Source organism: Brevibacterium iodinum ATCC 49514, from assembly GCF_900169265.1.
Classification (GTDB): domain Bacteria; phylum Actinomycetota; class Actinomycetes; order Actinomycetales; family Brevibacteriaceae; genus Brevibacterium; species Brevibacterium iodinum.
Genome location: NZ_FXYX01000032.1, coordinates 1 through 21,881, shown reverse-complemented (window position 1 = coordinate 21,881; position 21,881 = coordinate 1). Strand labels below are relative to the sequence as shown.

The following is a 21,881-nucleotide window of genomic DNA, read 5'->3' as shown; positions in this document are numbered from 1 at the left end:
GCCTTGGTCGAACAGTTCGATCGCGGCATGGGCTTGGTCGTTGGTGATCAGGCAGTCCTTGCGCATGGAGTAGTCCCTTTCAAGTTGGTTTGTGTTGATCACAGTCCAACTTTCGGGGACCACTCCACGCGAGGTTGCTGGGCCGCCATCAGGTAGCAAGAGGGGTCATCCGATGGGTTTGAGGGCGTGGGCGTTGACTCCGGCGACATCGGCGCCGAACAGCGCGCGGGACACCCATAGGGAGCGGGCAGCATCGGCCAGGCTCGAATTCGACCCGCCGGAGGCAGCGCGCAGATACCAGAACATGTTCGTGATCTCCCTGGCCACGGTCGCCCCCATACCGTACTGCGGATCGACCCCGGCACACAGCGCCAGGTCCGTGGCGAAGCCGCGCAGCCACGCCGCCTGCGCCTGCGGATGATCCGATGGGATCTCGGCCAGCCGGTTCCACAGCACCGGAGCCAAGGTGTATGCGGTCGGACCGGCCAAGGGCTGCGGGTCGATGGCCTTCCATGTCGAAATGCCCGTCGGGTCGGGATTGCCGGCGAGGATGTTGTAGTAGTGCAGGTCGGCGTGGATGAGCCAATTCTCATCCGAGGACGCCAGAGTCTGCATCCAATTGCGAGCGAACGACAACAGCAGAGAATCGTGCGGACCCGCCTCCGACCACCCGGTCAACAGCGCGGCATCGGCATCGAACGAATTCAGCCACCCGGCCACGACATCCTGGACCCGCAGGAACTCCGAGGTCGCCGGAATCTCCAAGGACCGCTGCAGCGCACCCCACACCGGAGGCACATCGGCCAGGGGCAGCACGGACAGATTGTCCTTCGTGCGCAGTCGCTCCTGCAGAGTGACCCGGAAGCTGCGATCATCCCGGATGACCCGCACCGCCCCGTGCCCATTCCACATCTTCAGCGCCCGCAGCACCTGCGCATGCGCGGCCGTATGTGCCGAGGTGGGAGCCGCAAACCGCAGCACGCCCTGATAGTTCTCCTGTGTGAGCACCGGAATCACTAAGGACTCGCACCCGGCCCACGGCGCCCCCGGCACATCGTCGAAGCGCAGCTTCCACCGGTCGAGGAGTTCGTTTGCCATATAGTCGAGCGCGGCAACCCACGAATCGGTGCGATATTCGCCGATGATCTCGCGCGTCGCACGGTAGAGAACAGGTGGGACCTTCACTCCTGCACCTCCGCCTGCCCGGGTTCGTCATAGGCGAAACGCAGCGGCTGCGGAGCGGCGAAGACCATCCGGTTCCGGGCCGATTCCCAGAGCCGGAGAATCGCCGAGGCGTCCGCCTCCAACCAGGGCAGAAGCGCGGAAGCGACGCCGTCTTCCAACGACAGCGCCAACTCCTTCGCGGAGTCCGCATCCGTCGGGGTGGGATCGAGCTTCCACGCCGAGGCGGCTGCATCGGCTGCGTCCTCACCGAGTCGTTCGAGCATCTCCCCGGACAGGGCACCCAAGGATTCGAGCCTGGCCAGCGCAGTCTTGCGTTCACGCGACTTCGAATCGAAGTTCACGGCCAGCCGTTCATAGCCGTATGCGGCAGCCCGCGACTGATTGAGTATCGCGTTGAACATCTCCGCCCGACCCTTCGGCACCTGGCTTCCGGAGTCGTTCGTCCCGGCATCCGCGTCGGCCCCACCGGGGGCACTGGGTGACGCTGTCGCATCATCGCCGCCGTCTCTGCTCTGGTCGAGTTCCTCACGGCCGACGCGAATGAGTTCGTCGGCGGTGGCGATGATCTCCGGCTTCTTCGTCCCGGCGACCAGAGCCAGACCCGTGGCAACATCGGCCAGGACGGGAATGAGATCCGAACCCAGGGACGCCGAGGCCTCGAACACGGCACGGGAAGCCACCTCGGCGGCCTGGAGCAAGGTGCGGTCCTCCTCGGTCGGAGGCGCCTCGGTGGCGAATTCGGTCGGTGGATTCCATTCGGGACCGATCGCCGCAGCGAAGTCAGCAAGGTTCTCACCAGCGGTTTCGGGATCACCGGCGCCGGGAGAAGTGGAGTCTAAGATGCGGGCCAGGCGATTGCGCAGCTGCTGAGTCGCATCAAGTGTGGGGATCTCGGGATCCTGATCGAGTCGCAGGCCGCAGGCGGTGAGCAGGCCCAGACTCAACCCGCCGACGCCGGCAGTCAACAGGCCGCGGCGACTGACGGGAGAATGCATACGGCAATCCTATCGGATGCCCCGCCATCGCCGAGGAGCACCCGCCATCGCCGAGGGACACCCGACAGCGCCGTGGGGCACCGACCATCACCCGCCCGACCGCAGAATGAGACTCGCACCCGGCAGAACCGGGCTGAAGGCTTAACCTCGACGGCGGCTGTCGCTTAGGGTGGGTGAGAACATGGCGGTCGCATACGTGCACGGTGCGCCGGCCCCTCGCCTCGCCTCGGCGAAGGGGACGCACAAGGATATGGAGGAGAAATGGACGAAGACGTCGAGCGGATCAAGGGCCTGCTCACCCCGCCCCTGCAGGATGCGGGATTCCACCTCGAGACCGTCAAAGCGGTGGCGGCCGGTCCGCGGCGCACGCTCACCGTCGTCGTCGACCTCGACGAATCGAGCACCGATCCGATGTCGATGGAGAAGATCGCCGAATCGACGAAGATCGTCGGCGACGCCCTCGACGAGGTCGAGATCTTCCGGGACAAGCCGTACCAGCTCGAGGTCACGAGCCCCGGGGCCACCCGAAAACTCGAGACCCCACGCCACTTCCGACGGGTCATCGGCCGTCGCCTGGAGATCACGACGAAGAAGGACACCTTCAAGCTCGACCTCGCCGAGGTGGGGGAGAGTTCGATCACGGGCACGGACCCCCAGCGCAAGGAGTCGAAGACGGTCGATCTCGGCGAGATCCGCCAGGCCCAGGTGGAATTGAAGTTCCGCTGAGGCGAACCTCACGTTCCGTCGGAGGTGAGGCGGCCCCTTCGCAGACAGAGTGCGGGCGCGGACTGGGATAGACTGTTACGCCTGCATAAGTGAACACAGACAATTCAATGCTCGGTTGAGCGAGAGAGGACTTAGACATGGACATCGACCTCAATGTTCTGCGCGTCATCGAACGAGAGCGTGAGATTCCGCTGGAAACCCTCATCGAACTCATCGAACAGGCGCTCTTCCTCGCCTACCAGAAGACCGAAGGGGCCTGGCCCGACGCCCGCGCCGAACTCGACAAGTCCACCGGCGAGGTGCGCATCCTCGCAGTGGAATTCGACAACGACGACAACCCGATCGGCGAGTTCGACGACACTCCCACCGGCTTCGGCCGCATCGCCGCCCAGACTGCTCGGCAGGTCATCCACCAGCGGCTGCGCGATGTCGAGGACGAGACGCTGCTCGGCACATTCAAAGGCCGTGAGGGCGAGATCGTCTCGGGCATCATCCAGCAGGGCCGCGACCCGCAGATGGTCCAGGTCGACATCGGAGACGTCGAAGCCGTGCTGCCCCCGCACGAACAGGTCCCCGGCGAGACCTACGCCCACGGCACCCGACTGCGCGTCTACATCGCCGACGTGCACAAAGGCACGAAGGGCACCTCGGTCACCGTCTCCCGCACCCACCCGAACCTCGTGCGCCGACTCTTCGCCCACGAGGCTCCGGAGATCGCCGACGGCACCGTCGAGATCGTGTCCCTGGCCCGCGAAGCTGGCCACCGCACGAAGCTCGCCGTGCGCGCCACGAAGCCAGGAGTCAACGCGAAGGGATCGTGTATCGGCGAACTCGGCTCCCGTGTGCGTGCGGTGATGAACGAACTCGGCCAGGAGAAGATCGACATCGTCGACTACTCCGACGACCCGGCGAAGTTCATCGCCCACGCCCTGTCCCCGGCCAAGGCCAAGAGCGTCGAGATCCTCGACGCCGCCGCTCAGGAATCCCGCGCAGTCGTCCCCACCGACCAGCTGTCCCTGGCCATCGGCAAGGAAGGGCAGAACGCCCGCCTGGCAGCCAAGCTCACCGGCTGGAAGATCGACATCGTCGCCGGCGAATAGGCTCGTGCAGTGATTCGCACCACTGGCCCCCTTGGCGCGAGCGGGGGTGCCGGTGCTGTAGAATCATTCATTGTGAATGTTGGTGATGGACCCGTAAGGACGTGCATCGCCTGTAGGCAGAAGGCCGGTCGGGACGAGCTGACACGCTTCGTGTTCCGCCCCGATCAGCACCCCGCCGTCGTCCGCGATGTGTCAGCGACACTGCCGGGACGTGGTGCATGGGTGCATCCTGATGCGAAGTGCCTGGACAAGGCCCTGACCACTGCCGCCTTCGCTCGATCCTTTCGAACGAAGATCACCGCCTCGGACCTCCCGAGGCCGGACACCGAACCCAAAGAGAACGGGTAGCCGAATGGATGACAAGTTGTGAGTGTCGCACGATGACACCCAAACGGAATTCGAAAGAGCAGTGAAATGAGTACTGCTCTTCATTGATGAGGTTCTTTCCTGACCGGGAAAGAACCCGGACAGGAGAACTGTGGCAAAGCCCCGTGTCCATGAGCTCGCGAAAGAGCTCGGCACAACAAGTAAGAACGTCCTCGAAAAGCTCCAGGACATGGGCGAATTCGTTCGCTCCGCCTCTTCGACGCTCGAAGCGCCCGTCGTGCGCCGCGTGAAGGAGGTATTCGCCGATTCCTCTTCCGCTGATGGTGAGAAGTCCACCGGCGCGAAGAAGGCCGCCAAGCCGGCCGCGAAGCCCGGAGCCCCGAAACCCGGTGCGAAGCCCGCACCCAAGCCCGCCGCGAAGTCTGCCGCCAAGCCGGGTGCTGCGAAGTCCGCCGGTGCGGCGAAATCGGCCCCCGCCGAGGATGCCGCCCCCGTTGCGAAGTCCGCCGGTGCGGCGAAATCGGCCCCCGCCGAGGATGCCGCCCCCGCTGCGAAGTCCGCACCGAAGCCTGCCGCTGAGCCGGCGACCCCGGCTGCTCCGAAGGCAACCGAATCGTCCGAGGCGCCCGCAGCCAAGCCGGCTGCCTCCTCGGCGCCGAAGCCCGGAGCCCCGAAGCCGGCGGCCGCGCCCAAGCCCGGAGCCCCGAAACCCGGTGCTCCCAAGCCGGGTGCTGCCGGGAAGCCCGGCGGTCGCGGTGCCGCGCGTCCCGGAAACAACCCCTTCGCGTCCTCGCAGGGAATGCCGAAGCCCGGTCGCGGTCCCAAGCCCGGCGGTCGTTCCGGCGGCCAGGGTGGCCAAGGCGGTCAGGGTGGCCAGGGCGGACGCCCCGGCAACAACCCGTTCGCGCCTTCGCAGGGAATGCCGAAGCCCGGCCAGAAGCAGCGCGGATCCGGTGAGGAATCCTCGGGCGGTCCCCGTCCGGCACCTCGCCCGGGCGCACCACGCCCGAACCCGTCGATGCTGAAGAACTCGGCACTGAACAAGCCCGCACCCGGCCGCGGTCGCGGCGGCGGACGCGGAAACGCCCCAGGCGGCGGCGCACCCGGTGCCCCGGGCGGCGCTCCCGGCGGTCCTCGTCGTGGACCCGGCGGCGGTCCCGGTGGTCGCGGTTCAGGTCGCGGTCGCGGAAGCACGCAGGGTGCATTCGGCCGCGGCGGCGGGCCTCGTCAGAAGGGACGTAAGTCGAAGCGAGCGAAGCGCGCAGAGCTCGAGCAGATGCAGGCTCCCTCGGTCGGTGGCGTCACTGTTCCGCGCGGAGACGGCAACACGCCGCTGCGTCTGCGTCGCGGCTCCTCGCTGGCGGACTTCGCCGAGAAGATCAACACCGATCCGACGAACCTCGTGACCGTACTCTTCCACCTCGGTGAGATGGCCACGATCACCCAGTCCCTCGACGAGTCGACCTTCGAGGTCCTCGGCGAAGAGCTCGGCTACAAGATCGAGATCGTCTCGCCCGAAGACGAAGACCGTGAGCTGCTGGAGACCTTCGACATCGACCTCGATGCCGAAGCCGCAGAAGAGGACGACGAGGACCTGCAGGCACGTCCGCCGGTCGTCACCGTCATGGGTCACGTCGACCACGGTAAGACCAAGCTGCTCGACGCGATCCGCTCGGCCAATGTCGCTTCCCGCGAGGCCGGCGGAATCACCCAGCACATCGGTGCCTACCAGGCCGAGGTCGAGCACGAGGGAGAAGATCGCAAGATCACCTTCCTCGACACCCCGGGTCACGAGGCTTTCACCGCCATGCGTGCCCGTGGTGCGAAGTCGACGGACCTCGCGATCCTCGTGGTCGCCGCCGACGACGGCGTCATGCCGCAGACGATCGAAGCTCTCAACCACGCTCAGGCGGCCGATGTGCCGATCGTCGTGGCCGTGAACAAGATCGACAAGGAAGGCGCCAACCCCGCCAAGGTCATGCAGCAGCTGACCGAATACAACCTCGTGGCCGAAGAATACGGCGGCGAGACCATGTTCGTGCCGATCTCCGCGCTCAAGCGCGAGGGCATCGACCAGCTGCTCGAATCCGTTCTGCTGACCACCGATGCGGCCCTGGACCTGCGGGCGAACCCCGACAAGTCCGCTCGCGGCATCGCGATCGAAGCCAAGCTCGACAAGGGCCGCGGTGCGGTTGCCACCGTCCTCGTCGAGTCCGGCACCCTGCGTCAGGGCGACGCCATCGTCTGCGGCACCGCCTACGGACGTGTGCGTGCGATGTTCGACGAGAACGGAAACGTCGTCGAGGAGGCCGGACCCTCCCGCCCCGTGCAGGTGCTCGGTCTGTCGTCCGTCCCGCGTGCCGGTGACTCGTTCATCTCCACCGATGACGATCGCACAGCCCGTCAGATCGCTGAGAAGCGTGACGCCATCGAGCGCAACGCCGCTCAGGCCCGCGGTCGCAAGCGCATCAGCCTCGAAGACTTCACGAAGGCTCTGGCTGAGGGCAAGGTCGACATGCTCAACCTCATCCTCAAGGGTGACGTCTCCGGTGCTGTCGAAGCGCTTGAGGATTCGCTGCTCAAGATCGATGTGGGCGACGACGTCGACCTGCGGATCATCCACCGCGGCGTCGGTGCGATCACGGAGAACGACATCAACCTGGCCACGGTCGACAACGCGATCGTCCTCGGCTTCAACGTCCGTCCGGAAGCGAAGGCTCGCGACCTGGCAGACCGCGAAGGCGTCGACGTCCGCTACTACTCGGTCATCTACCAGGCGATCGACGACATCGAGTCCTCGCTCAAGGGCATGCTCAAGCCCGAGTACGAAGAGGTCCAGACCGGTACCGCGGAGATCCGCGAGGTCTTCCGGTCCTCGAAGTTCGGCAACATCGCCGGTTCGATCGTCCGCGACGGCCTCATCAAGCGGAACTCGACCGCTCGCGTCACCCGCGACGGTATCGTCATCGGCGACAACGTCCACATCGAATCGCTGCGCCGGTTCAAGGACGATGCGACCGAGGTCCGCGAGGGCTACGAGTGCGGTATCGGACTCGGCAAGTTCAACGACCTGCGCGTCGGCGACATCATCGAGACCTTCGAGATGCAGGAGAAGCCGCGCGACTGATCGGTCGCACAGTGAGTCGCACCCGCTGATCCGACAGCGCAGCAGCGCAGCCGAGGAGGATGGGACTCGCACCATGAGTCGACGGCTCCGGTCGGCCCCCGAACGGGGGACCGGCCGGAGCCGGTTCGATTGCACAGCTAACATAGGGCCGGAAGAGTTGTTCCGGCCCCGAACAGAAGGACACGCACCATGGCAGACTCGACACGGGCCCGCAAGATCGCCGACCAGATCAAGGTCATCGTCGCCAGCACCATCGAGCGCAAGCTCAAGGATCCCCGCCTCGGCTTCGTCACCGTCACCGATGTCCGCGTGACCGGCGATCTGCAGCACGCCACCATCTTCTACACCGTCTACGGCGACGACCAGGATCTCGTCGGCACCGGTCATGCCCTCGAATCGGCCAAGGGCTTCATCCGCTCCGAGGTCGGCAAGGGGCTGACGATCCGTCTGACCCCGAGCCTCGAATTCATCGCCGACGCCGTCCCCGAGGCGGCCGCCCGTCTCGACGGACTGCTCGCTCAGGCTGCCGCCGACGATGCTCGAGTGGCCGGGTTGGCCAAGGACGCGCAGCATGCAGGTGAATCCGACCCGTACAAGAAGGCCGACGACGCCGACGAGGAGTGATCGCCGCATCCCAGCGAACAGACTGCATCGCGCCTGGTCATCGGGTCGGGAGCGGCGGAACGGCCGTTCCGGGCCCGATTTGAGCTTCGTCACGTCGCGAAAAAAGTTCTCGTAACAGTTTTGTTATCTTTCCGAGATGTCGTAGACTTTTTGCGGTAACGAAATGATTACGACTCTGTTAAGGGAATTCTGCATTGGGTAAGCACTCCTCACCGAAGCCGTCGTTCGCGAAGCAGCTGATCCGGGACCTGACTCCTGGCAAGCGCCCCGCAGGCCGACGCGCAGCGAATGCGCCGTCCTCGGCGACTTCCGTGCTGGCGACCGTCAAGCAGCGTCCCGTCGTCGCCGCGATCGCCGTTCCAGCGGCCGCGACCGCCGCAGTCGTCGGTTCGACCGTCGTCATGGGACCGCCCGAGTCCGGCAACGTCACCACCGAGGCCGCATCGACGACCCCCGAGGAGTCGACCACCGCCTCGACCGCGAGCCAGAAAGAGCTCGACGCCGAACGCAAGAAGGCCGGCGAAGAGTACCTGGAGAAGGTCAAGGACGACCCGAAGTACAAGAACAAGACCTCGAAGACCGATCTCGAGGTCAAGGCTCCGCCGAAGCCCAAACCGACCGCCGAATCCTCGGCCACCTCGGAGAAGAGCGCCGATTCGTCCTCCGATGAGAAGTCTTCGGATGAGAAGTCCTCCGGTGAGGGCGACGGCACCTCCTCGGACACCTCGGCGCCGCCGTGCAGCGTGTCCTCGTCGATCGAATCCGGTCTGCTGCCGAACGCCGTCAACGGCTACCGCGCCGTGTGCGCGAAGTTCCCCGAGGTCAAGACCTTCGGCGGACGCCGCCCCGGCACCGGCTCCGATCACAACACCGGTGAAGCCGTCGACATCATGATCACCGGCGCCACCGGCGACCGCATCGCCGACTACCTCATCCAGAACCAGGGCAGCCTCAACGTCAAGTACGTCATCTGGAAGCAGCGCATCTGGATGCCCGGCCAGGGATGGAAGGGCATGGATGATCGCGGCGACGCAACGGCGAACCACTTCGACCACGTGCACGCGTCCTTCAACTGATCGCCGCACCCAGTGAGCGATACTTCCCCACAGGGCGTCCTCGTCTGCGACAAACCGCAGGGACTGAGCTCCCACGGCGTGGTCTCCCGCATCCGCCGCTGGTTCGGCACCAAGAAGGTCGGCCACGCCGGGACCCTCGATCCCATGGCCACGGGTGTCCTTGTGCTCGGCCTCGGCCGCGGCACCAAGCTGCTCACCTACATCACCGGGGTCTCGAAGACCTACTTCGCGACGATCCGTCTGGGCTCGTCTACCCCGACCGATGACGCCGATTCCGAGCCTGATCGCTTCGCCGACCCGTCCGATCTCGCTCGTGTCGACGCTGCGAGCATCGAAGCCGCCGTGGCCAAGTTGCGCGGCCCCATCGATCAGGTGCCCAGTGCCGTCTCGGCGATCAAGGTCGACGGCAAGCGCTCCTACGCTCGCGTCCGCGCCGGCGAAGACGTCGAACTCAAGGCCCGACGCGTCGAAGTCTCGGAGTTCCAGATCATCGACATCCGCTTCTCCTCCGCGGACGGGCATATCGACGTCGATGTCGAAGTCGACTGCTCCTCGGGCACCTATGTGCGTGCCCTGGCACGCGATATCGGCACCGACCTCGGCATCTTCGGCCACCTCACCGCGCTGCGGAGGACGCGAGTCGGCGATTTCCACATCGACCAGGCCGTGACCCTGCCCGAGGACCTTGACGTTCCCGCGCCCACCCTCATCTCGCTCGCCGAGGCGGCCCGCACGTTCCTGCCCGTCGTCACCGTCGATGCCGATCGGGCCCGCGCCCTCATGCAGGGCAAGACCGTCGCCGTTGGTGATTGGCATGCAGGCCCCAGTGCCGGCGACTCGGGGAACCGAGAGGTCGCCGTCGTCTGCGACGATGCACTCGTCTCCGTGGCCGAGGTCCGTCGGAACGGCGGTCTGAAGTCACTGACCGCCTTTGCCATCGACCTCGCCTGAAGGGGCCAGCCCCACTCTCGAAACAACGTGTTCAGTTGTAACTGTCAAATACAACTCAAAATCTTGTATTCGAGCCAATCATCTGGTCTACTTGCCCTATGTTCGTCTTGACCATCGACCAGCAGGATTCGCGGTCGAACGCCGACGCGGTGCCCCGGATCCTCGATGCTCTCTCTCCGATCGACACGGTCGTTCCCTTCGCCCGCACCATCGGTGACGAGGTCCAAGGGGTCCTCGACGATCCCGACGCCGTCGCCGAGGTGGTGCGCCGTATCGGCATCAACTCCGGTTGGCATATCGGCCTCGGAATCGGCGAGGTCGAACGGCCGCTGCCCGAGACGACCACCGAGGGCAGGGGAGAGGCATTCTACTCCGCCCGCCAGGCGGTCGAAGCCGCCAAATCCGCACCCGCCCACCTCGTCGTCAGCGCCGATGCGGACAGTGACCATCGTGGGCTGGCGGAGGCGGCTCTGCGGCTCCTCATCAGCACGCTGACAGAGCTGCGCGGTCACTCCCGCGGTTACGTCGGATACCGACTCGACCACCCTGATGCCACTCAGGCCGAGATCGCCGCAGAATTCGACGTCTCCCAACAGGCGGTCTCCCGGGTGCTGGCGGCCGGCCCCGCCGAGATCATCGCCGGAGCCGAGCACCTGGCCCGACATCACCTCGACCGGCTCCAGCGAGCCCTGGCGGAAGGAGACGCACATGTGGACTGACTTGCTCGTCGCCATCACCGCCGCCATCATCGCAGCCCTCATCGGCTGGCCACTCGTCCCGCTCCTCCTCCGCCTCACCCATGCCGGCCCGGGCTCCAAACCCGAACGCACAGGATCAGAGGACGTCGAAGTCCTGCGCGGCGGACTGTGGATCGGCATCGTCGAACGCGCACTCATCGCCGGAGCGATCGTGCTCGGCCGACCCGAACTCATGGCCGTGGTCATCGCGGTCAAAGGGCTCGGACGCTTCGCGGAGATCAAATCCTCGGCGGCCGCGGGGGAGCGGTTCATCATCGGCACCTTCGTCTCCATCGCCCTGGCCTCCCTCCTCGGCGTCATCGGGTGGGCGATCATCGGCTGAACCTGTCCTTCCGCCTCGGCGGGGTCCGGGTTAGGAGGCGGAAGATCTCTGCGATAATCTGAATCGGTGCACGGAAGGAGCGAATGTCTGGTGGAGCTGTATCACGGACTCGGTGAGGTCGAGGTCGACGCTGTCGGCACCGTCGTCACCCTCGGCAACTTCGACGGCGTGCACCGCGGACACGAAACGGTCCTGACCACCGTGGCCGCCCTGGCCAGGCAAGAGGGCCTGCGCTCGATCGCAATGACCTTCGATCCCCACCCGCGCACGGTCCACCGCCCCGAAGAGCCGACCATGATGATCAACTCGACCCGGCAGCGCGCCGACCTCATCGCCGCCACCGGTATCGACGGCCTCCTCGTCCAGCCCTACGACCTCGACTTCGCCGCCCAGTCGGCCGAGGAATTCGTGCGCCGGTACTTCGTCGAAGCCCTGCGCGCGAAGATCGTCGTCGTCGGCGACGATGTCCGTTTCGGCAAGGACAACGAAGGCACGATCGAGACTCTGCGCCGCCTCGGCGAGAGATTCGGGTTCCGTGTCGAAACGATCGACGAAGTCGGGCGCGGGGGCCGGTATTCGTCCTCCCGGATCCGGGAGCAGCTTACTGCCGGTGATGTCGCCGAGGCGGCCGACCAGCTCGGGCGCTATCATGCACTCCACGGCACCGTCGTCCATGGCGATGCTCGCGGACGCGACCTGGGATTCCCGACGGCGAACCTCTCGGAGAATCCCGACGGACTCGTCCCCGCCGACGGCGTCTACGCCGGCTGGGCGACGTTCTCCGGTGAGGATCAGGCGTACCCGGCCGCGATCTCTGTGGGCACGAACCCGACCTTCCAAGGGCAGGTCCGACGGGTCGAGGCGTACGTGCTCGACAAGGAATTCGGCGAATTCGACGTCTACGACCGTGAGATGACTCTCGAATTCGTCTCCCGCATCCGCGGGCAGGTCGCGTTCACCGGGATGGACGACCTCATCGTGCAGATGCATGAGGACATCGCCGATGTGCGCGAGGTCCTGCGCACCTGATAAGCTGATCTCTGCCGTTTTCACCGGCCGCGGTCCCATAGGGCAGAGACTTCAGGTCCCTGCGCCGCGCAACGACACGAAGGAGAACTCCATGGCTCTCGACACCGCTGTGAAGCAAGAGATCATCAAGGAATATGCAACTCATGAGGGCGACACCGGTTCTCCCGAGGTCCAGGTTGCCCTGCTGACCCGCCGGATCATCGACCTGACCGAGCACTTCAAGGATCACAAGCACGACCACCACTCGCGTCGTGGCCTGCTGCTCCTCGTCGGCCAGCGTCGCCGCATGCTCAAGTACCTCGCGAAGGTCGACATCGAGCGTTACCGTTCGCTCATCAAGCGCCTCGGCCTGCGCCGCTGATTCGAGTCTGCTGATCAGCACCGTCTGATCGGACCGTCTCGAACTGTTCGGAAGCGTCCCACCTCTCGGTGGGGCGCTTTCGTGCTTCTGCGGTAGACTCATGCGTGGACGCACATGCCATGGACGTTTCGGTCTTCGGTAGTGGCCTCCGGAGGAACGCGCGCTGACACAGGCTTGCAGATGCAAGTGGTTGCCGCCACCGGTTCCGTGGGCCCCGATCGATGACCGGCGTGGATCCATGCATCGTCCACTGCAAATATCCCGCCGGAAGGGCGCGGGGCTTCGCACTGTGCAATGCAGAGCGTTGCCTCTTCGCGCCGAGGGGCCTCCCTCGAGCGTTGCAGGTCTTGCGATGACCGCCGCGCACCGGCACAAACTAGGAGACTACGTGGGACTCAACCCTGAATCCGCCGTTGCCCATATCGACAACGGCAGCTTCGGCAAACACACCATTCGCTTCGAAACCGGACGACTTGCCCAGCAGGCCGCCGGGTCCGCCGTCGCCTACCTCGACGACGACACCATGCTGTTCTCGGCCACCTCGGCCGGAAAGAACCCCCGTGAGGGCTTCGACTTCTTCCCGCTGACCGTCGACGTCGAAGAGCGCATGTACGCCGCCGGCCGCATCCCCGGCTCGTTCTTCCGCCGTGAGGGACGCCCCTCGACCGACGCGATCCTGACCTGCCGCCTCATCGACCGTCCGCTGCGCCCCTCGTTCGTCAAGGGCCTGCGCAACGAGGTTCAGGTCGTCGTCACCGTGATGTCGGTCAATCCCGACCACATCTACGACGCTCTGGCCATCAACGCCGCGTCGATGTCGACTCAGCTCTCGGGTCTGCCGTTCTCCGGCCCCATCGGCGGTGTGCGCATCGCGCTCATCGACGGCCAGTGGGTCGCCTTCCCGAACCACTCGCAGCTCAAGGACGCCGTGTTCAACATGGTCGTCGCCGGTCGAGTCGTCGGTGACGACGTCGCCATCATGATGGTCGAGGCCGAAGCCACCGACAACGCCATCGACAAGATCAAGACCGGCGCCCAGGCCCCCACCGAGGAGGTCGTGTCCGAAGGTCTCGAAGCTGCGAAGCCGTTCATCGCCGAGCTCTGCCGTGCGCAGTCCGAACTCGCCGATCGCGCCGCGAAGCCGACCGTCGAATTCCCCGTCTTCCGCGACTACGAGGACGACGTCTTCGAAGCGGTGAAGGAACTCGCCGAGGCGAAGCAGACCGAGAATTTCAAGATCGCCGACAAGCAGGAGCGCGAAGCCGCCGGTGCCGCCCTCCTCGACGAGCTCTTCGAGAAGCTCGGGGAGCGCTTCGAGGGCCGTGAAAAGGAGATCGCGAACGCTCTCAACGCGCTGACCAAGCAGGTTGTGCGCAAGCGCATCCTCACCGAGCAGGTCCGCATCGACGGTCGCGGGCTCAAGGACATCCGTCCGCTCACCGCCGAGACGAACGTCATCCCGCGCGTGCACGGTTCGGCCATCTTCGAACGCGGCGAGACCCAGATCTTGGGTGTCACCACCCTGAATATGCTCAAGCTCGAGCAGACCATCGACTCGCTTTCACCCGAGACGTCGAAGCGCTACATGCACCACTACAACTTCCCGCCCTATTCGGTCGGTGAGACCGGTCGTGTGGGCAGCCCGAAGCGCCGCGAGATCGGCCACGGCGCACTGGCCGAACGCGCCCTCGTGCCTGTTCTGCCCAAGCGTGAGGACTTCCCGTACGCGATCCGTGAGGTCTCCGAGGCCCTCGGTTCGAACGGTTCGACCTCGATGGGCTCGGTCTGCGCCTCGACGCTGGCTATGCTCTCGGCCGGTGTGCCGCTGCAGGCGCCCGTCGCCGGCATTGCCATGGGTCTCGTCTCCGACGTCATCTCCACCGACCAGGGTGAGCAGACCGCCTACGCGGCTCTGACCGACATCCTCGGTGCCGAAGATGCCTTCGGCGATATGGACTTCAAGGTCGCCGGTACGCGTGACTTCATCACCGCGATCCAGCTCGACACCAAGCTCGACGGCCTTCCCGCCTCGGTGCTCGGTGCCGCCCTCAAGCAGGCCCGCGAAGCACGCATGGTCATCCTCGACGTCATCGCAGAGGCCATCGACGCCCCGGCCGAGATGGCACCGACGGCACCGCGGATCATCTCCGTGAACATCCCCGTCGACAAGATCGGTGAGGTCATCGGGCCCAAGGGCAAGATGATCAACCAGATCCAGGAGGACACCGGCGCGGACATCAGCATCGAAGACGACGGAACCGTCCTCATCGGTGCCACGGACGGACCGGCCGCCGAGGCCGCCCGGTCGATGATCAATGCGATCGCGAACCCGCAGGTTCCCGAGGTCGGCGAACGCTACCTGGGCACCGTGGTCAAGATGATGAGCTTCGGCGCATTCGTGTCCCTGACCCCGGGCAAGGACGGCCTGCTGCACATCTCCGAGCTGCGTAAGCTCAACGACGGCAAGCGCGTCGAGGACGTCGAAGACGTCGTCGGTGTGGGCCAGAAGGTCCAGGTCGAGATCACGAAGATCGATGACCGCGGCAAGCTCTCGCTGGCCCCGGTCACCGATGACGACGAGAACTCGGACGAAGAGGGATCAGACAACTGATACTGAATAGTTCACACACCGGGGAGGGCAGCCGAATCGATCGGTCTGTCCTCCCCGGTGGTTTGACGCTGACCACCGAATTCATGCCGGGCTTGGCCTCGGAGACGATCGGGATCTGGGTCGCTGCAGGCTCCCGCGACGAATCCGCCGAGACCGCAGGCTCCACGCATTTCCTCGAGCACATGCTGTTCAAGGGCACGGGCACCCGGGACGCGAAGTCGATTGCCGCGGCCTTCGACCGTACGGGCGGGGACTCGAACGCGATCACCGCCAAGGAGCTCACCTGCTACTACTCGAGGTGCCTGGTGACCGATCTGCCGGACATCACCGGGCTGCTCGTCGACATGGTCTCGAACTCCCAGCTCGATGTGGAGGAGTTCGAACGTGAGCGCGGCGTCATCATCGAAGAGCTCGCGATGTCGGCCGATGACCCCGGCGATGTGCTCTTCGACGACTTCGATGCACTCGTCTTCGGGCAGCACTCGCTGGCCCGGCCGGTGGGTGCGACGAAGGACCAGATCAGGGTGCTCGGCCACCACACGGTCATCGACCACTACCAGTCGACGTACATTCCGCCGCGGCTGGTCATAGCTGCCGCAGGCGGGGCGACCCATGAAGAAGTGCTCGCGATGGTCGAGGAAGCCCTCGCCGAGGCGGGGCTCGGGTCCCGTGGCGACGTGTGGTCGGGTGCGGGGACCGGGGACGCCGCCTCGGTGGCGAAGGGCTCGCACCTCGGTGGGGCCGCACGGGTGCGTCCGGAGTTCCACTCCGGGAAGTCGCATACGGTCAAGGACATCGAACAGCTGGGCATCATGCTCGGCTGCGAAGGCCTGGCAGAAGGCCATGACGACCGTTTCATCTACTCGGTCATGCTGACCATGCTCGGCGGCGGAATGTCGTCGCGGCTGTTCCAGAGCGTGCGCGAGGAGCGTGGACTGGCCTATGCCGTGAACTGTGTGGCCAGTCAATTCACGGATACCGGCACCTTCGGCATCTACGCCGGCTGTACGGCCGAGAACGCTCAGGCCGTCGTCGACCTGGCCATGAGCGAATGGGACCGGTTGGCGCAGGAGACGCCGAGCCAGTTCGAGCTCGACGAGATCGTGTCCCAGCTCTCAGGCTCGATGGTGCTCGGTCTCGAGTCGTCTGCGGCGCGGATGAATCGTCTCGCGCGGTCGGAGATCTTCGGGCTGCCGCTCGAATCGCCGATGGACCTCATCGAACGCGTCCGCTCGGTCACGGCCGAAGACGTCAGCGAGATGGCCGGACGGCTGCTGTCGCGGCCCAAGGCTCTGGCGCTGGTCGGACCGGCCGCCGAGGTCGAATTGCCCTGAGTGCGTCGCCGCATTCGGGGCTTCGGGCCTCGGGCGCGGGATGCCGGTCGGCTGGAACGTGAAAGGAGACAGGCGAGATGGCGAGGAAGAGCGCAGCGGTCCGCCGGGAGGAGATCCTGGCGGCCACGGTCGAGGAGATCGAGGCGACGGGTCTGCGCGCGCTGCGGGTCTCCGACGTCGCCGCGCGTCTGGGCTTGAGCGCCAGTCTCGTCATCTACCACTTCGAGACGAAGGAAGCCCTCGTCGCCGAGGCCTTCGATTTCGCCGGGCGGCAAGACATCGACCATGCTCGGGAACTGGCCGCCGGGACGCCCCCGGCGCGTGAGCGACCGGAAAACGGCGGTGCAGATGCCACGGTGGCGAGCGCCTCGGCGCGGGGACGGTCATCGGCGAGGCAGCGACTGCGTGAGGTTGTCGGCTGGTACCTGCCCAACGGAGCCTCACGCAGCTGGAAGATCTGGATCGATGGGTGGTCGGCCGGGCTCTTCGATGATGCTCTGCGGTCGACGTTCGCCGCTCTCGACCGCGAGTGGAAATCGATTCTCGTGCATCTCATGGACGAGGCCATCGCGGCGGGGGAGTGCATGGCACCTGATGGCGGCACCGCGGCGGGCGCGACCCGGATCCTCGCCTTCTTGGACGGCCTGGCTATCCAGGTGATGGTCAATTCGGAGACCGTTGACACTGAGGTGCTGAACACCTGGGTCGACGGCTTCCTCACCCGCGAACTTCACTGAGGGCGATTGTTGGGTCGATCCACGGTGTTCTGGACGTCAGAAACACCGTGGATCGACCCAACAATCGCTTCCGGATAGTGCTGAGGTCGACTGCCGTGTGCTCCCATCAGTAGCGAGCGGAGAACCCTCCGTCGGCAGACAGCAGTTGGCCGGTGATCCACCGGCCCTCATCGGAGAGCAGAAAGGCCGTGACTCCGGCGATATCGCGAGGAGTGCCCATGCGGCCGAGCGGCTGATAGGGAATCAGCCCGGTTCTCGTCTCGTCATCCATCCAGCCCGTATCGATCGGGCCCGGATTGACGACGTTCGCCGAGATCCCCTTCGGTCCGAGTTCCCGTGCAGCGGAGATGACAATGCGATCGAGTGCGCCTTTCGACGCCCCGTTGGGCAGATTGCCCGTGGCGTGGTCACTGGTGAAGGCGACGATCGCGCCTCGCGAACGCCGATCTGCCTCGCGAACGCCGCGATGAGCAGCAGCGACGCGCGTGCGTGGACAGCTATGTGGCGGTCGAAGCTGTCGGCATGCATCGATCCTAGCGGCCTTGACGTGGTGGCCCTCACCCGGACAGACTGGAGTCACACGTCTTACTGAATAGCTGTTCAGTAAGAGTATTGAGACGCCGATCTTTTGGGAGCCCCATGTTCATGGACATCACTTGGCAGGATCCGGACACCGGTGCACTCGGGTACGCCGTCATCGACACTCTTGTGCGCGGCACCGCTTCGGGCGGGCTGCGCATGCGCAAAGGCTGCACCCTCGAAGAGGTGCGCGGACTCGCTCAGGGGATGACCCGGAAAGAAGCCATCCACCTCCGCGAGGGCCGGCACTATGTGCCCGTCGGCGGAGCCAAGGGCGGAATCGACTTCGACCCCCGCGCACCCGGAGCCAAGGACGTCCTCGAACGCTTCCTCGTCGACATCAACCCGATCATGCACGCCTACTGGGCTCTCGGCGAAGACCTCGGCGTCCGCCAGGACGACATCGACGAGATCCTCGCCCGCCGCGAACTCGGCTCGGGACTCTCCGCTGTCAACAAGCTCGTCGCCGATCCGGCCGCCGTCGAGGCCCGCGCGACCAAGGCCTTCTCCGCCATCGTTGACGGCGTCGCCCAAGACGAACTCGTCGGCGGCCTCGGTGTGGCCACCTCGGTGATTGCGGCCCTGCACGACGCCGGCCGCCACCCGAGAGAATCCACCGCCGTCATCCAGGGATTCGGCTCCATGGGCGGTGCCACCGCCCGCCATCTCGCCGAGGCGGGACTGCGCATCGTCGGCATCGCCGACGCCGACGGGTTCGTGTCCAACCCTGCTGGGCTCGACGTCGAAGCTCTGCTCGCCACTCGGGACCAGTTCGGCGGTATCGACCGCGAAGCGCTGCGCCCGGAGGACCAAGTCGGCGATCGCGACGACTGGCTCGCTGCCGACGCCGATGTTCTCGTCCCCGCGGCAGTGAGCTACTCGATCACCCCGGACAACTGCGACCGCATCATCGCCTCACTCATCGTCGAGGCCGCGAACATGCCCGTCCTGCCCGCAGCCGAAGAGTCGCTGCTGGCCCGCAGCGTCACCGTCATCCCGGACTTCCTCGCGAACTCGGCGACGAACGCCTGGTGGTGGTGGGTGACCTTCGGCGACGTCGACGGCAGCTGGGAGGACAGCCGCACCATCGTCACGACGACCCTGCGCGAGCTCACCACCGAGGTCCTCGCCGTCGCTCGCGACCAGGGCATCAGCCCGCGTGCGGCCGCGCAGGCGAAGGCCGATGCGAATCTCGCAGCGCTCCACGCCGGCGATCTCTGAGCACCGTCGACACCCCTCAAACTGCGACCACACAATCGGAGGAACTTTTATGGTCGACCTCACCGGCGGCGCCCATCTGGCCAGAGCGCTCAAAGCCGAAGGCATCACGCGAGTCTTCGGCATCCCCGGCACCCACAATCTCGAGATCTTCGCCCAACTGAGCGCTCACGGCATCGACATCGTTTCCCCACGTCACGAACAGGGCGCCGGCTATATGGCCGACGGCGCAGCCCGGAGCACCGGCGAGGTCAACGTCGTCGTCACGACCACGGGACCCGCAGTGCTCAACGCACTCACCGCCCTGCTCCAGTCCTTCACCGACTCGGTGCCCGTGCTCCTCATCTGCCCCGGAATGCCGCTGACCCACCCCGGCCGCGGCAACGGACTCCTCCACGAAGTCCGCGACCAGGCGGCCGCACTGCGGGCCGTCCTCACCGAGGTCCACCGCGTCACCAGCCCCGGCGAAGTGTCCCTGGCCGTCGGACAGACCCTGACGGCCATGCGCGCCGGACGCACCCGACCCGCCGCCATCGAGATCCCCCTCGACCTCATCGAGGCCACCGGACCCGGCAGCCTCCACCCCTCGATCGCCCGACCCCTTCCGACCGCCGATCCGCACGCCGTGGACACCGCCGCCGAGGCGGTCGCAGAGGCCCAGCGACCGTTCATCATCGCCGGCGCCGGAGCCCGATCGGCCGGGCCCGCGCTCCTCGATCTGGCTGAGACACTGGGTGCCGGGATCATCCTGTCCTCGAATGCGAAGGGCATCATCGACGACAGCGAACCGCTGTGCCTCGGGGCCGTCGGAGTCCTCGACTCCCTGCCCGAACTGCTCGATGGCGCCGACGCCGTCATCGCCATCGGCACAGAACTGGCACCGAGTGACTTCTGGCCCGAACCGCTGCCTCTGCCGGAGACGGTCGTGCGCATCGACATCGACGAAGTCCAGATGCTCACGAACGCCGAGGTGACCCATCCGATCCTCGCCGACGCGGCATCGGCGACGACCCCGCTGGTCAATGCGCTCAGGTCGCGCCGGTCCGAGGCGACCACCCGGGCGGTCGCGGACTGGGCGGAGCAGAAGAAGGCGGCGGCCACCTCGGCGGCCGAAGCAGCGGGGCGCCCTTGGGCGGACCTGTGCGCGGCACTCAACTCCTTCACCGGCTCGGCGGACTCGCCCGTGATCGTCGCGGCGGATTCGACGATGGCCTGTTACTACGGAGTGCAGACCGGATGGTCGGCCAGGGCGGGGGACAGGTTCCTCTACCCGGCTGGGGCCGGGACCCTCGGCTACGGGCTGCCGGCGGGGATCGGCGCGAAGCTCGCGACCGCCTCGGCGCGGGTGATTGCGATCGAAGGCGACGGCGGATCGATGTTCACGATCGCCGAACTCGCGGCAGCCGTCCAGGCGCAGGTGCAGGTCACCCTCGTCATCGTCGACAACGGCGGCTACGGGGAGATCCGCAACGAAATGGCCGACCGCGGCGACGAACCCTCCGGAGTCGTCCTCGCCGGTCCGGATTTCCCGGCCCTGGCACGGGCGATGGGTGCCCGCGGGGTCCACGTCGACGGTGAGGACGCGCTGCTGGCGGCCCTTCACGAGGCGGACGACAATGCGGGACCGACACTCATCCACATCACCGAACGATCGCGGGCAGGGGAGGCCATGCTTCCGCGGTGAAAGCTCCGTTCGGCGTCTCAGGATTCGGGACACCGGGACAGTGGAATCCTCGGATCGGGGGCGAGAGGACAGGTTTGCGGTTCTTTTCACATGTTTTGGAATAGGACCCGAGGGGCTCTTGTTGTCCGAGATGAGACCCTGGGATAGGGTCGAAATGAAGCCACCGATGTGGTGGTCATCAAATCTGATCAGGAGGAATCTCATGGCTGAGCAGTACACACTTCCGGAACTGCCCTACGACTACTCCGCTCTTGAGCCGCACATCTCGGCTCGCATCATGGAGCTGCACCACGACAAGCACCACGCCACCTACGTCAAGGGCGCCAACACCGCCGTTGAGCAGCTGGCCGAAGCCCGCGAATCCGGCAACCTCGCCAATGTGCCGAAACTGACCCGCGACCTCGCGTTCAACCTCGGCGGACACGTCAACCACTCGATCTTCTGGAACAACATGTCCCCGGACGGTGGAGACAAGCCGGTCGGTGAACTCGCCGCTGCCATCGATGACCAGTTCGGTTCCTTCGACAGGTTCCGCGAGCACTTCACCACCGCAGCCACCACGATCCAGGGCTCCGGCTGGGCCGTCCTCGTCTACGACCAGCTCGGCGGAAACCTCTTCATCGAGCAGCTCAAGGACCAGCAGTCCGACATCCAGCTCGGCGGCACCCCGGTTCTGCAGCTCGACATGTGGGAGCACGCCTTCTACCTCGACTACCAGAACGTCAAGCCCGACTACGTCAAGGCCTGGTGGAACATCGTGAACTGGGCAGATGCCGGCGCACGCTTCGACCGCGCAGTCGCTCAGACGAAGGGCCTCCTCCTCGGCTGACCCCTCCTTATTGCTACCCGACGGCGCCCCAGCAACCTCTCGCCAGGTTGCTGGGGCGCCGTCACGTTGTTTGGGGAGCGGAACGGGCACCGGCGGAGCGGTGACCGCGGATAGGGTGGCCGGATGACCCCGATTCTCAGACCGCGCAAGAACTACCCGACGGGGGCCCAGATACCTGGCGTGGAGTGGTCCCCAATAGTTGGACTGCTGTGGGGTCAGCATAAAGCAGTTACCGGCTGTTCGGCTGTGGCGGTCTTGGTCCGATATTCCATCGGGGCAAGACCGCCAAGCCGTGTCGAGATCCTCTC

19 protein-coding genes and 1 pseudogene are annotated in these 21,881 nt (G+C 65.8%); 17 read left to right on the top strand and 3 right to left on the bottom strand.

Translation table 11 applies throughout. From position 1 onward, the window contains the following. Window positions 1-165 precede the first annotated feature (165 nt). Window positions 166-1,185 (bottom strand): aminoglycoside phosphotransferase family protein, encoded by a 1,020-nt coding sequence (locus BI49514_RS15170; RefSeq protein ID WP_101547298.1) that lies wholly within the window; start codon window positions 1,183-1,185, stop codon window positions 166-168. Beyond that, the gene (locus BI49514_RS15165; protein ID WP_101547297.1) at window positions 1,182-2,180 is read right to left on the bottom strand and encodes a hypothetical protein; all 999 of its coding nucleotides are present in this window, start codon (window positions 2,178-2,180) and stop codon (window positions 1,182-1,184) included. Before BI49514_RS15165 ends, BI49514_RS15170 begins: the two co-directional genes overlap by 4 nt. 261 nt (window positions 2,181-2,441) lie before the next feature. Between BI49514_RS15165 and BI49514_RS15160 the strand changes: the two genes are divergently transcribed. The 14 genes from BI49514_RS15160 (at window position 2,442) to BI49514_RS15095 (ending at window position 17,263) form a co-directional block, all read left to right on the top strand. Continuing rightward, window positions 2,442-2,906, top strand: coding sequence for a ribosome maturation factor RimP (locus BI49514_RS15160; protein WP_101547296.1), 465 nt, complete (start codon window positions 2,442-2,444; stop codon window positions 2,904-2,906). Window positions 2,907-3,043: 137 nt separating this feature from the next. Continuing rightward, the gene (gene nusA / locus BI49514_RS15155) at window positions 3,044-4,006 is read left to right on the top strand and encodes a transcription termination factor NusA (protein WP_101547295.1); all 963 of its coding nucleotides are present in this window, start codon (window positions 3,044-3,046) and stop codon (window positions 4,004-4,006) included. Between the two features lie 9 nt (window positions 4,007-4,015). Then, window positions 4,016-4,354: a YlxR family protein gene (locus BI49514_RS15150; RefSeq protein ID WP_318278474.1), complete on the top strand. Its 339-nt coding sequence runs from the start codon at window positions 4,016-4,018 to the stop codon at window positions 4,352-4,354. Between the two features lie 130 nt (window positions 4,355-4,484). After that, window positions 4,485-7,460 (top strand): translation initiation factor IF-2, encoded by a 2,976-nt coding sequence (gene infB, locus BI49514_RS15145; RefSeq protein WP_101547293.1) that lies wholly within the window; start codon window positions 4,485-4,487, stop codon window positions 7,458-7,460. A 189-nt stretch (window positions 7,461-7,649) separates the two neighbouring features. Further along, window positions 7,650-8,084, top strand: a complete 435-nt coding sequence (rbfA, locus tag BI49514_RS15140; protein WP_101547292.1) for a 30S ribosome-binding factor RbfA — start codon at window positions 7,650-7,652, stop codon at window positions 8,082-8,084. A gap of 194 nt (window positions 8,085-8,278) precedes the next feature. Next, window positions 8,279-9,160, top strand: a complete 882-nt coding sequence (locus tag BI49514_RS15135) for a VldE C-terminal domain-containing protein (protein WP_101547291.1) — start codon at window positions 8,279-8,281, stop codon at window positions 9,158-9,160. 12 nt (window positions 9,161-9,172) lie between these two features. Continuing rightward, window positions 9,173-10,111: a tRNA pseudouridine(55) synthase TruB gene (truB, locus tag BI49514_RS15130; RefSeq protein ID WP_101547290.1), complete on the top strand. Its 939-nt coding sequence runs from the start codon at window positions 9,173-9,175 to the stop codon at window positions 10,109-10,111. Between the two features lie 98 nt (window positions 10,112-10,209). After that, window positions 10,210-10,830: a hypothetical protein gene (locus tag BI49514_RS15125; RefSeq protein ID WP_101547289.1), complete on the top strand. Its 621-nt coding sequence runs from the start codon at window positions 10,210-10,212 to the stop codon at window positions 10,828-10,830. Next, on the top strand, window positions 10,820-11,191 hold the full coding sequence (locus BI49514_RS15120) for a hypothetical protein (RefSeq protein WP_101547288.1): 372 nt from the start codon (window positions 10,820-10,822) through the stop codon (window positions 11,189-11,191). Before BI49514_RS15125 ends, BI49514_RS15120 begins: the two co-directional genes overlap by 11 nt. 90 nt (window positions 11,192-11,281) lie before the next feature. Next, on the top strand, window positions 11,282-12,220 hold the full coding sequence (locus BI49514_RS15115) for a bifunctional riboflavin kinase/FAD synthetase (RefSeq protein ID WP_101547287.1): 939 nt from the start codon (window positions 11,282-11,284) through the stop codon (window positions 12,218-12,220). Window positions 12,221-12,311: 91 nt separating this feature from the next. After that, the gene (rpsO, locus tag BI49514_RS15110; protein ID WP_101547286.1) at window positions 12,312-12,581 is read left to right on the top strand and encodes a 30S ribosomal protein S15; all 270 of its coding nucleotides are present in this window, start codon (window positions 12,312-12,314) and stop codon (window positions 12,579-12,581) included. A 388-nt stretch (window positions 12,582-12,969) separates the two neighbouring features. Continuing rightward, window positions 12,970-15,192 carry a polyribonucleotide nucleotidyltransferase gene (locus tag BI49514_RS15105; protein WP_101547285.1) on the top strand — a complete coding sequence of 741 codons (2,223 nt, stop codon included), beginning with the start codon at window positions 12,970-12,972 and terminating at the stop codon, window positions 15,190-15,192. A gap of 68 nt (window positions 15,193-15,260) precedes the next feature. Then, window positions 15,261-16,526, top strand: coding sequence for a M16 family metallopeptidase (locus tag BI49514_RS15100; RefSeq protein ID WP_420808576.1), 1,266 nt, complete (start codon window positions 15,261-15,263; stop codon window positions 16,524-16,526). Between the two features lie 77 nt (window positions 16,527-16,603). After that, window positions 16,604-17,263, top strand: coding sequence for a TetR/AcrR family transcriptional regulator (locus BI49514_RS15095; RefSeq protein WP_101547284.1), 660 nt, complete (start codon window positions 16,604-16,606; stop codon window positions 17,261-17,263). Window positions 17,264-17,369: 106 nt separating this feature from the next. Here BI49514_RS15095 and BI49514_RS15090 read toward each other — a convergent pair. Then, window positions 17,370-17,782 (bottom strand): annotated as a pseudogene (locus BI49514_RS15090) (SDR family oxidoreductase); the annotation flags it as partial. Between the two features lie 120 nt (window positions 17,783-17,902). Here BI49514_RS15090 and BI49514_RS15085 point away from each other — a divergent pair. The 3 genes from BI49514_RS15085 to BI49514_RS15075 all read left to right on the top strand — a co-directional run bounded on the left by BI49514_RS15085 (window position 17,903) and on the right by BI49514_RS15075 (window position 21,573). After that, complete coding sequence (locus tag BI49514_RS15085) at window positions 17,903-19,063, top strand: Glu/Leu/Phe/Val dehydrogenase dimerization domain-containing protein (protein ID WP_101547283.1); 1,161 nt, start codon at window positions 17,903-17,905, stop codon at window positions 19,061-19,063. 49 nt (window positions 19,064-19,112) lie between these two features. Further along, window positions 19,113-20,744: a thiamine pyrophosphate-binding protein gene (locus BI49514_RS15080; protein ID WP_101547282.1), complete on the top strand. Its 1,632-nt coding sequence runs from the start codon at window positions 19,113-19,115 to the stop codon at window positions 20,742-20,744. A 202-nt stretch (window positions 20,745-20,946) separates the two neighbouring features. After that, window positions 20,947-21,573, top strand: coding sequence for a superoxide dismutase (locus BI49514_RS15075; RefSeq protein WP_101547281.1), 627 nt, complete (start codon window positions 20,947-20,949; stop codon window positions 21,571-21,573). Window positions 21,574-21,881 lie beyond the last annotated feature (308 nt).

Bases quoted from the DNA above. Each gene is read 5' to 3' on its own strand.
- BI49514_RS15165 (WP_101547297.1), bottom strand. From the start codon at position 2,180: ATGCATTCTCCCGTCAGTCGCCGCGGCCTGTTGACTGCCGGCGTCGGC.
- BI49514_RS15160 (WP_101547296.1), top strand. From the start codon at position 2,442: ATGGACGAAGACGTCGAGCGGATCAAGGGCCTGCTCACCCCGCCCCTG.
- nusA (WP_101547295.1), top strand. From the start codon at position 3,044: ATGGACATCGACCTCAATGTTCTGCGCGTCATCGAACGAGAGCGTGAG.
- rbfA (WP_101547292.1), top strand. From the start codon at position 7,650: ATGGCAGACTCGACACGGGCCCGCAAGATCGCCGACCAGATCAAGGTC.
- BI49514_RS15125 (WP_101547289.1), top strand. From the start codon at position 10,210: ATGTTCGTCTTGACCATCGACCAGCAGGATTCGCGGTCGAACGCCGAC.
- BI49514_RS15120 (WP_101547288.1), top strand. From the start codon at position 10,820: ATGTGGACTGACTTGCTCGTCGCCATCACCGCCGCCATCATCGCAGCC.
- rpsO (WP_101547286.1), top strand. From the start codon at position 12,312: ATGGCTCTCGACACCGCTGTGAAGCAAGAGATCATCAAGGAATATGCA.
- BI49514_RS15095 (WP_101547284.1), top strand. From the start codon at position 16,604: ATGGCGAGGAAGAGCGCAGCGGTCCGCCGGGAGGAGATCCTGGCGGCC.
- BI49514_RS15085 (WP_101547283.1), top strand. From the start codon at position 17,903: ATGTTCATGGACATCACTTGGCAGGATCCGGACACCGGTGCACTCGGG.
- BI49514_RS15080 (WP_101547282.1), top strand. From the start codon at position 19,113: ATGGTCGACCTCACCGGCGGCGCCCATCTGGCCAGAGCGCTCAAAGCC.
- BI49514_RS15075 (WP_101547281.1), top strand. From the start codon at position 20,947: ATGGCTGAGCAGTACACACTTCCGGAACTGCCCTACGACTACTCCGCT.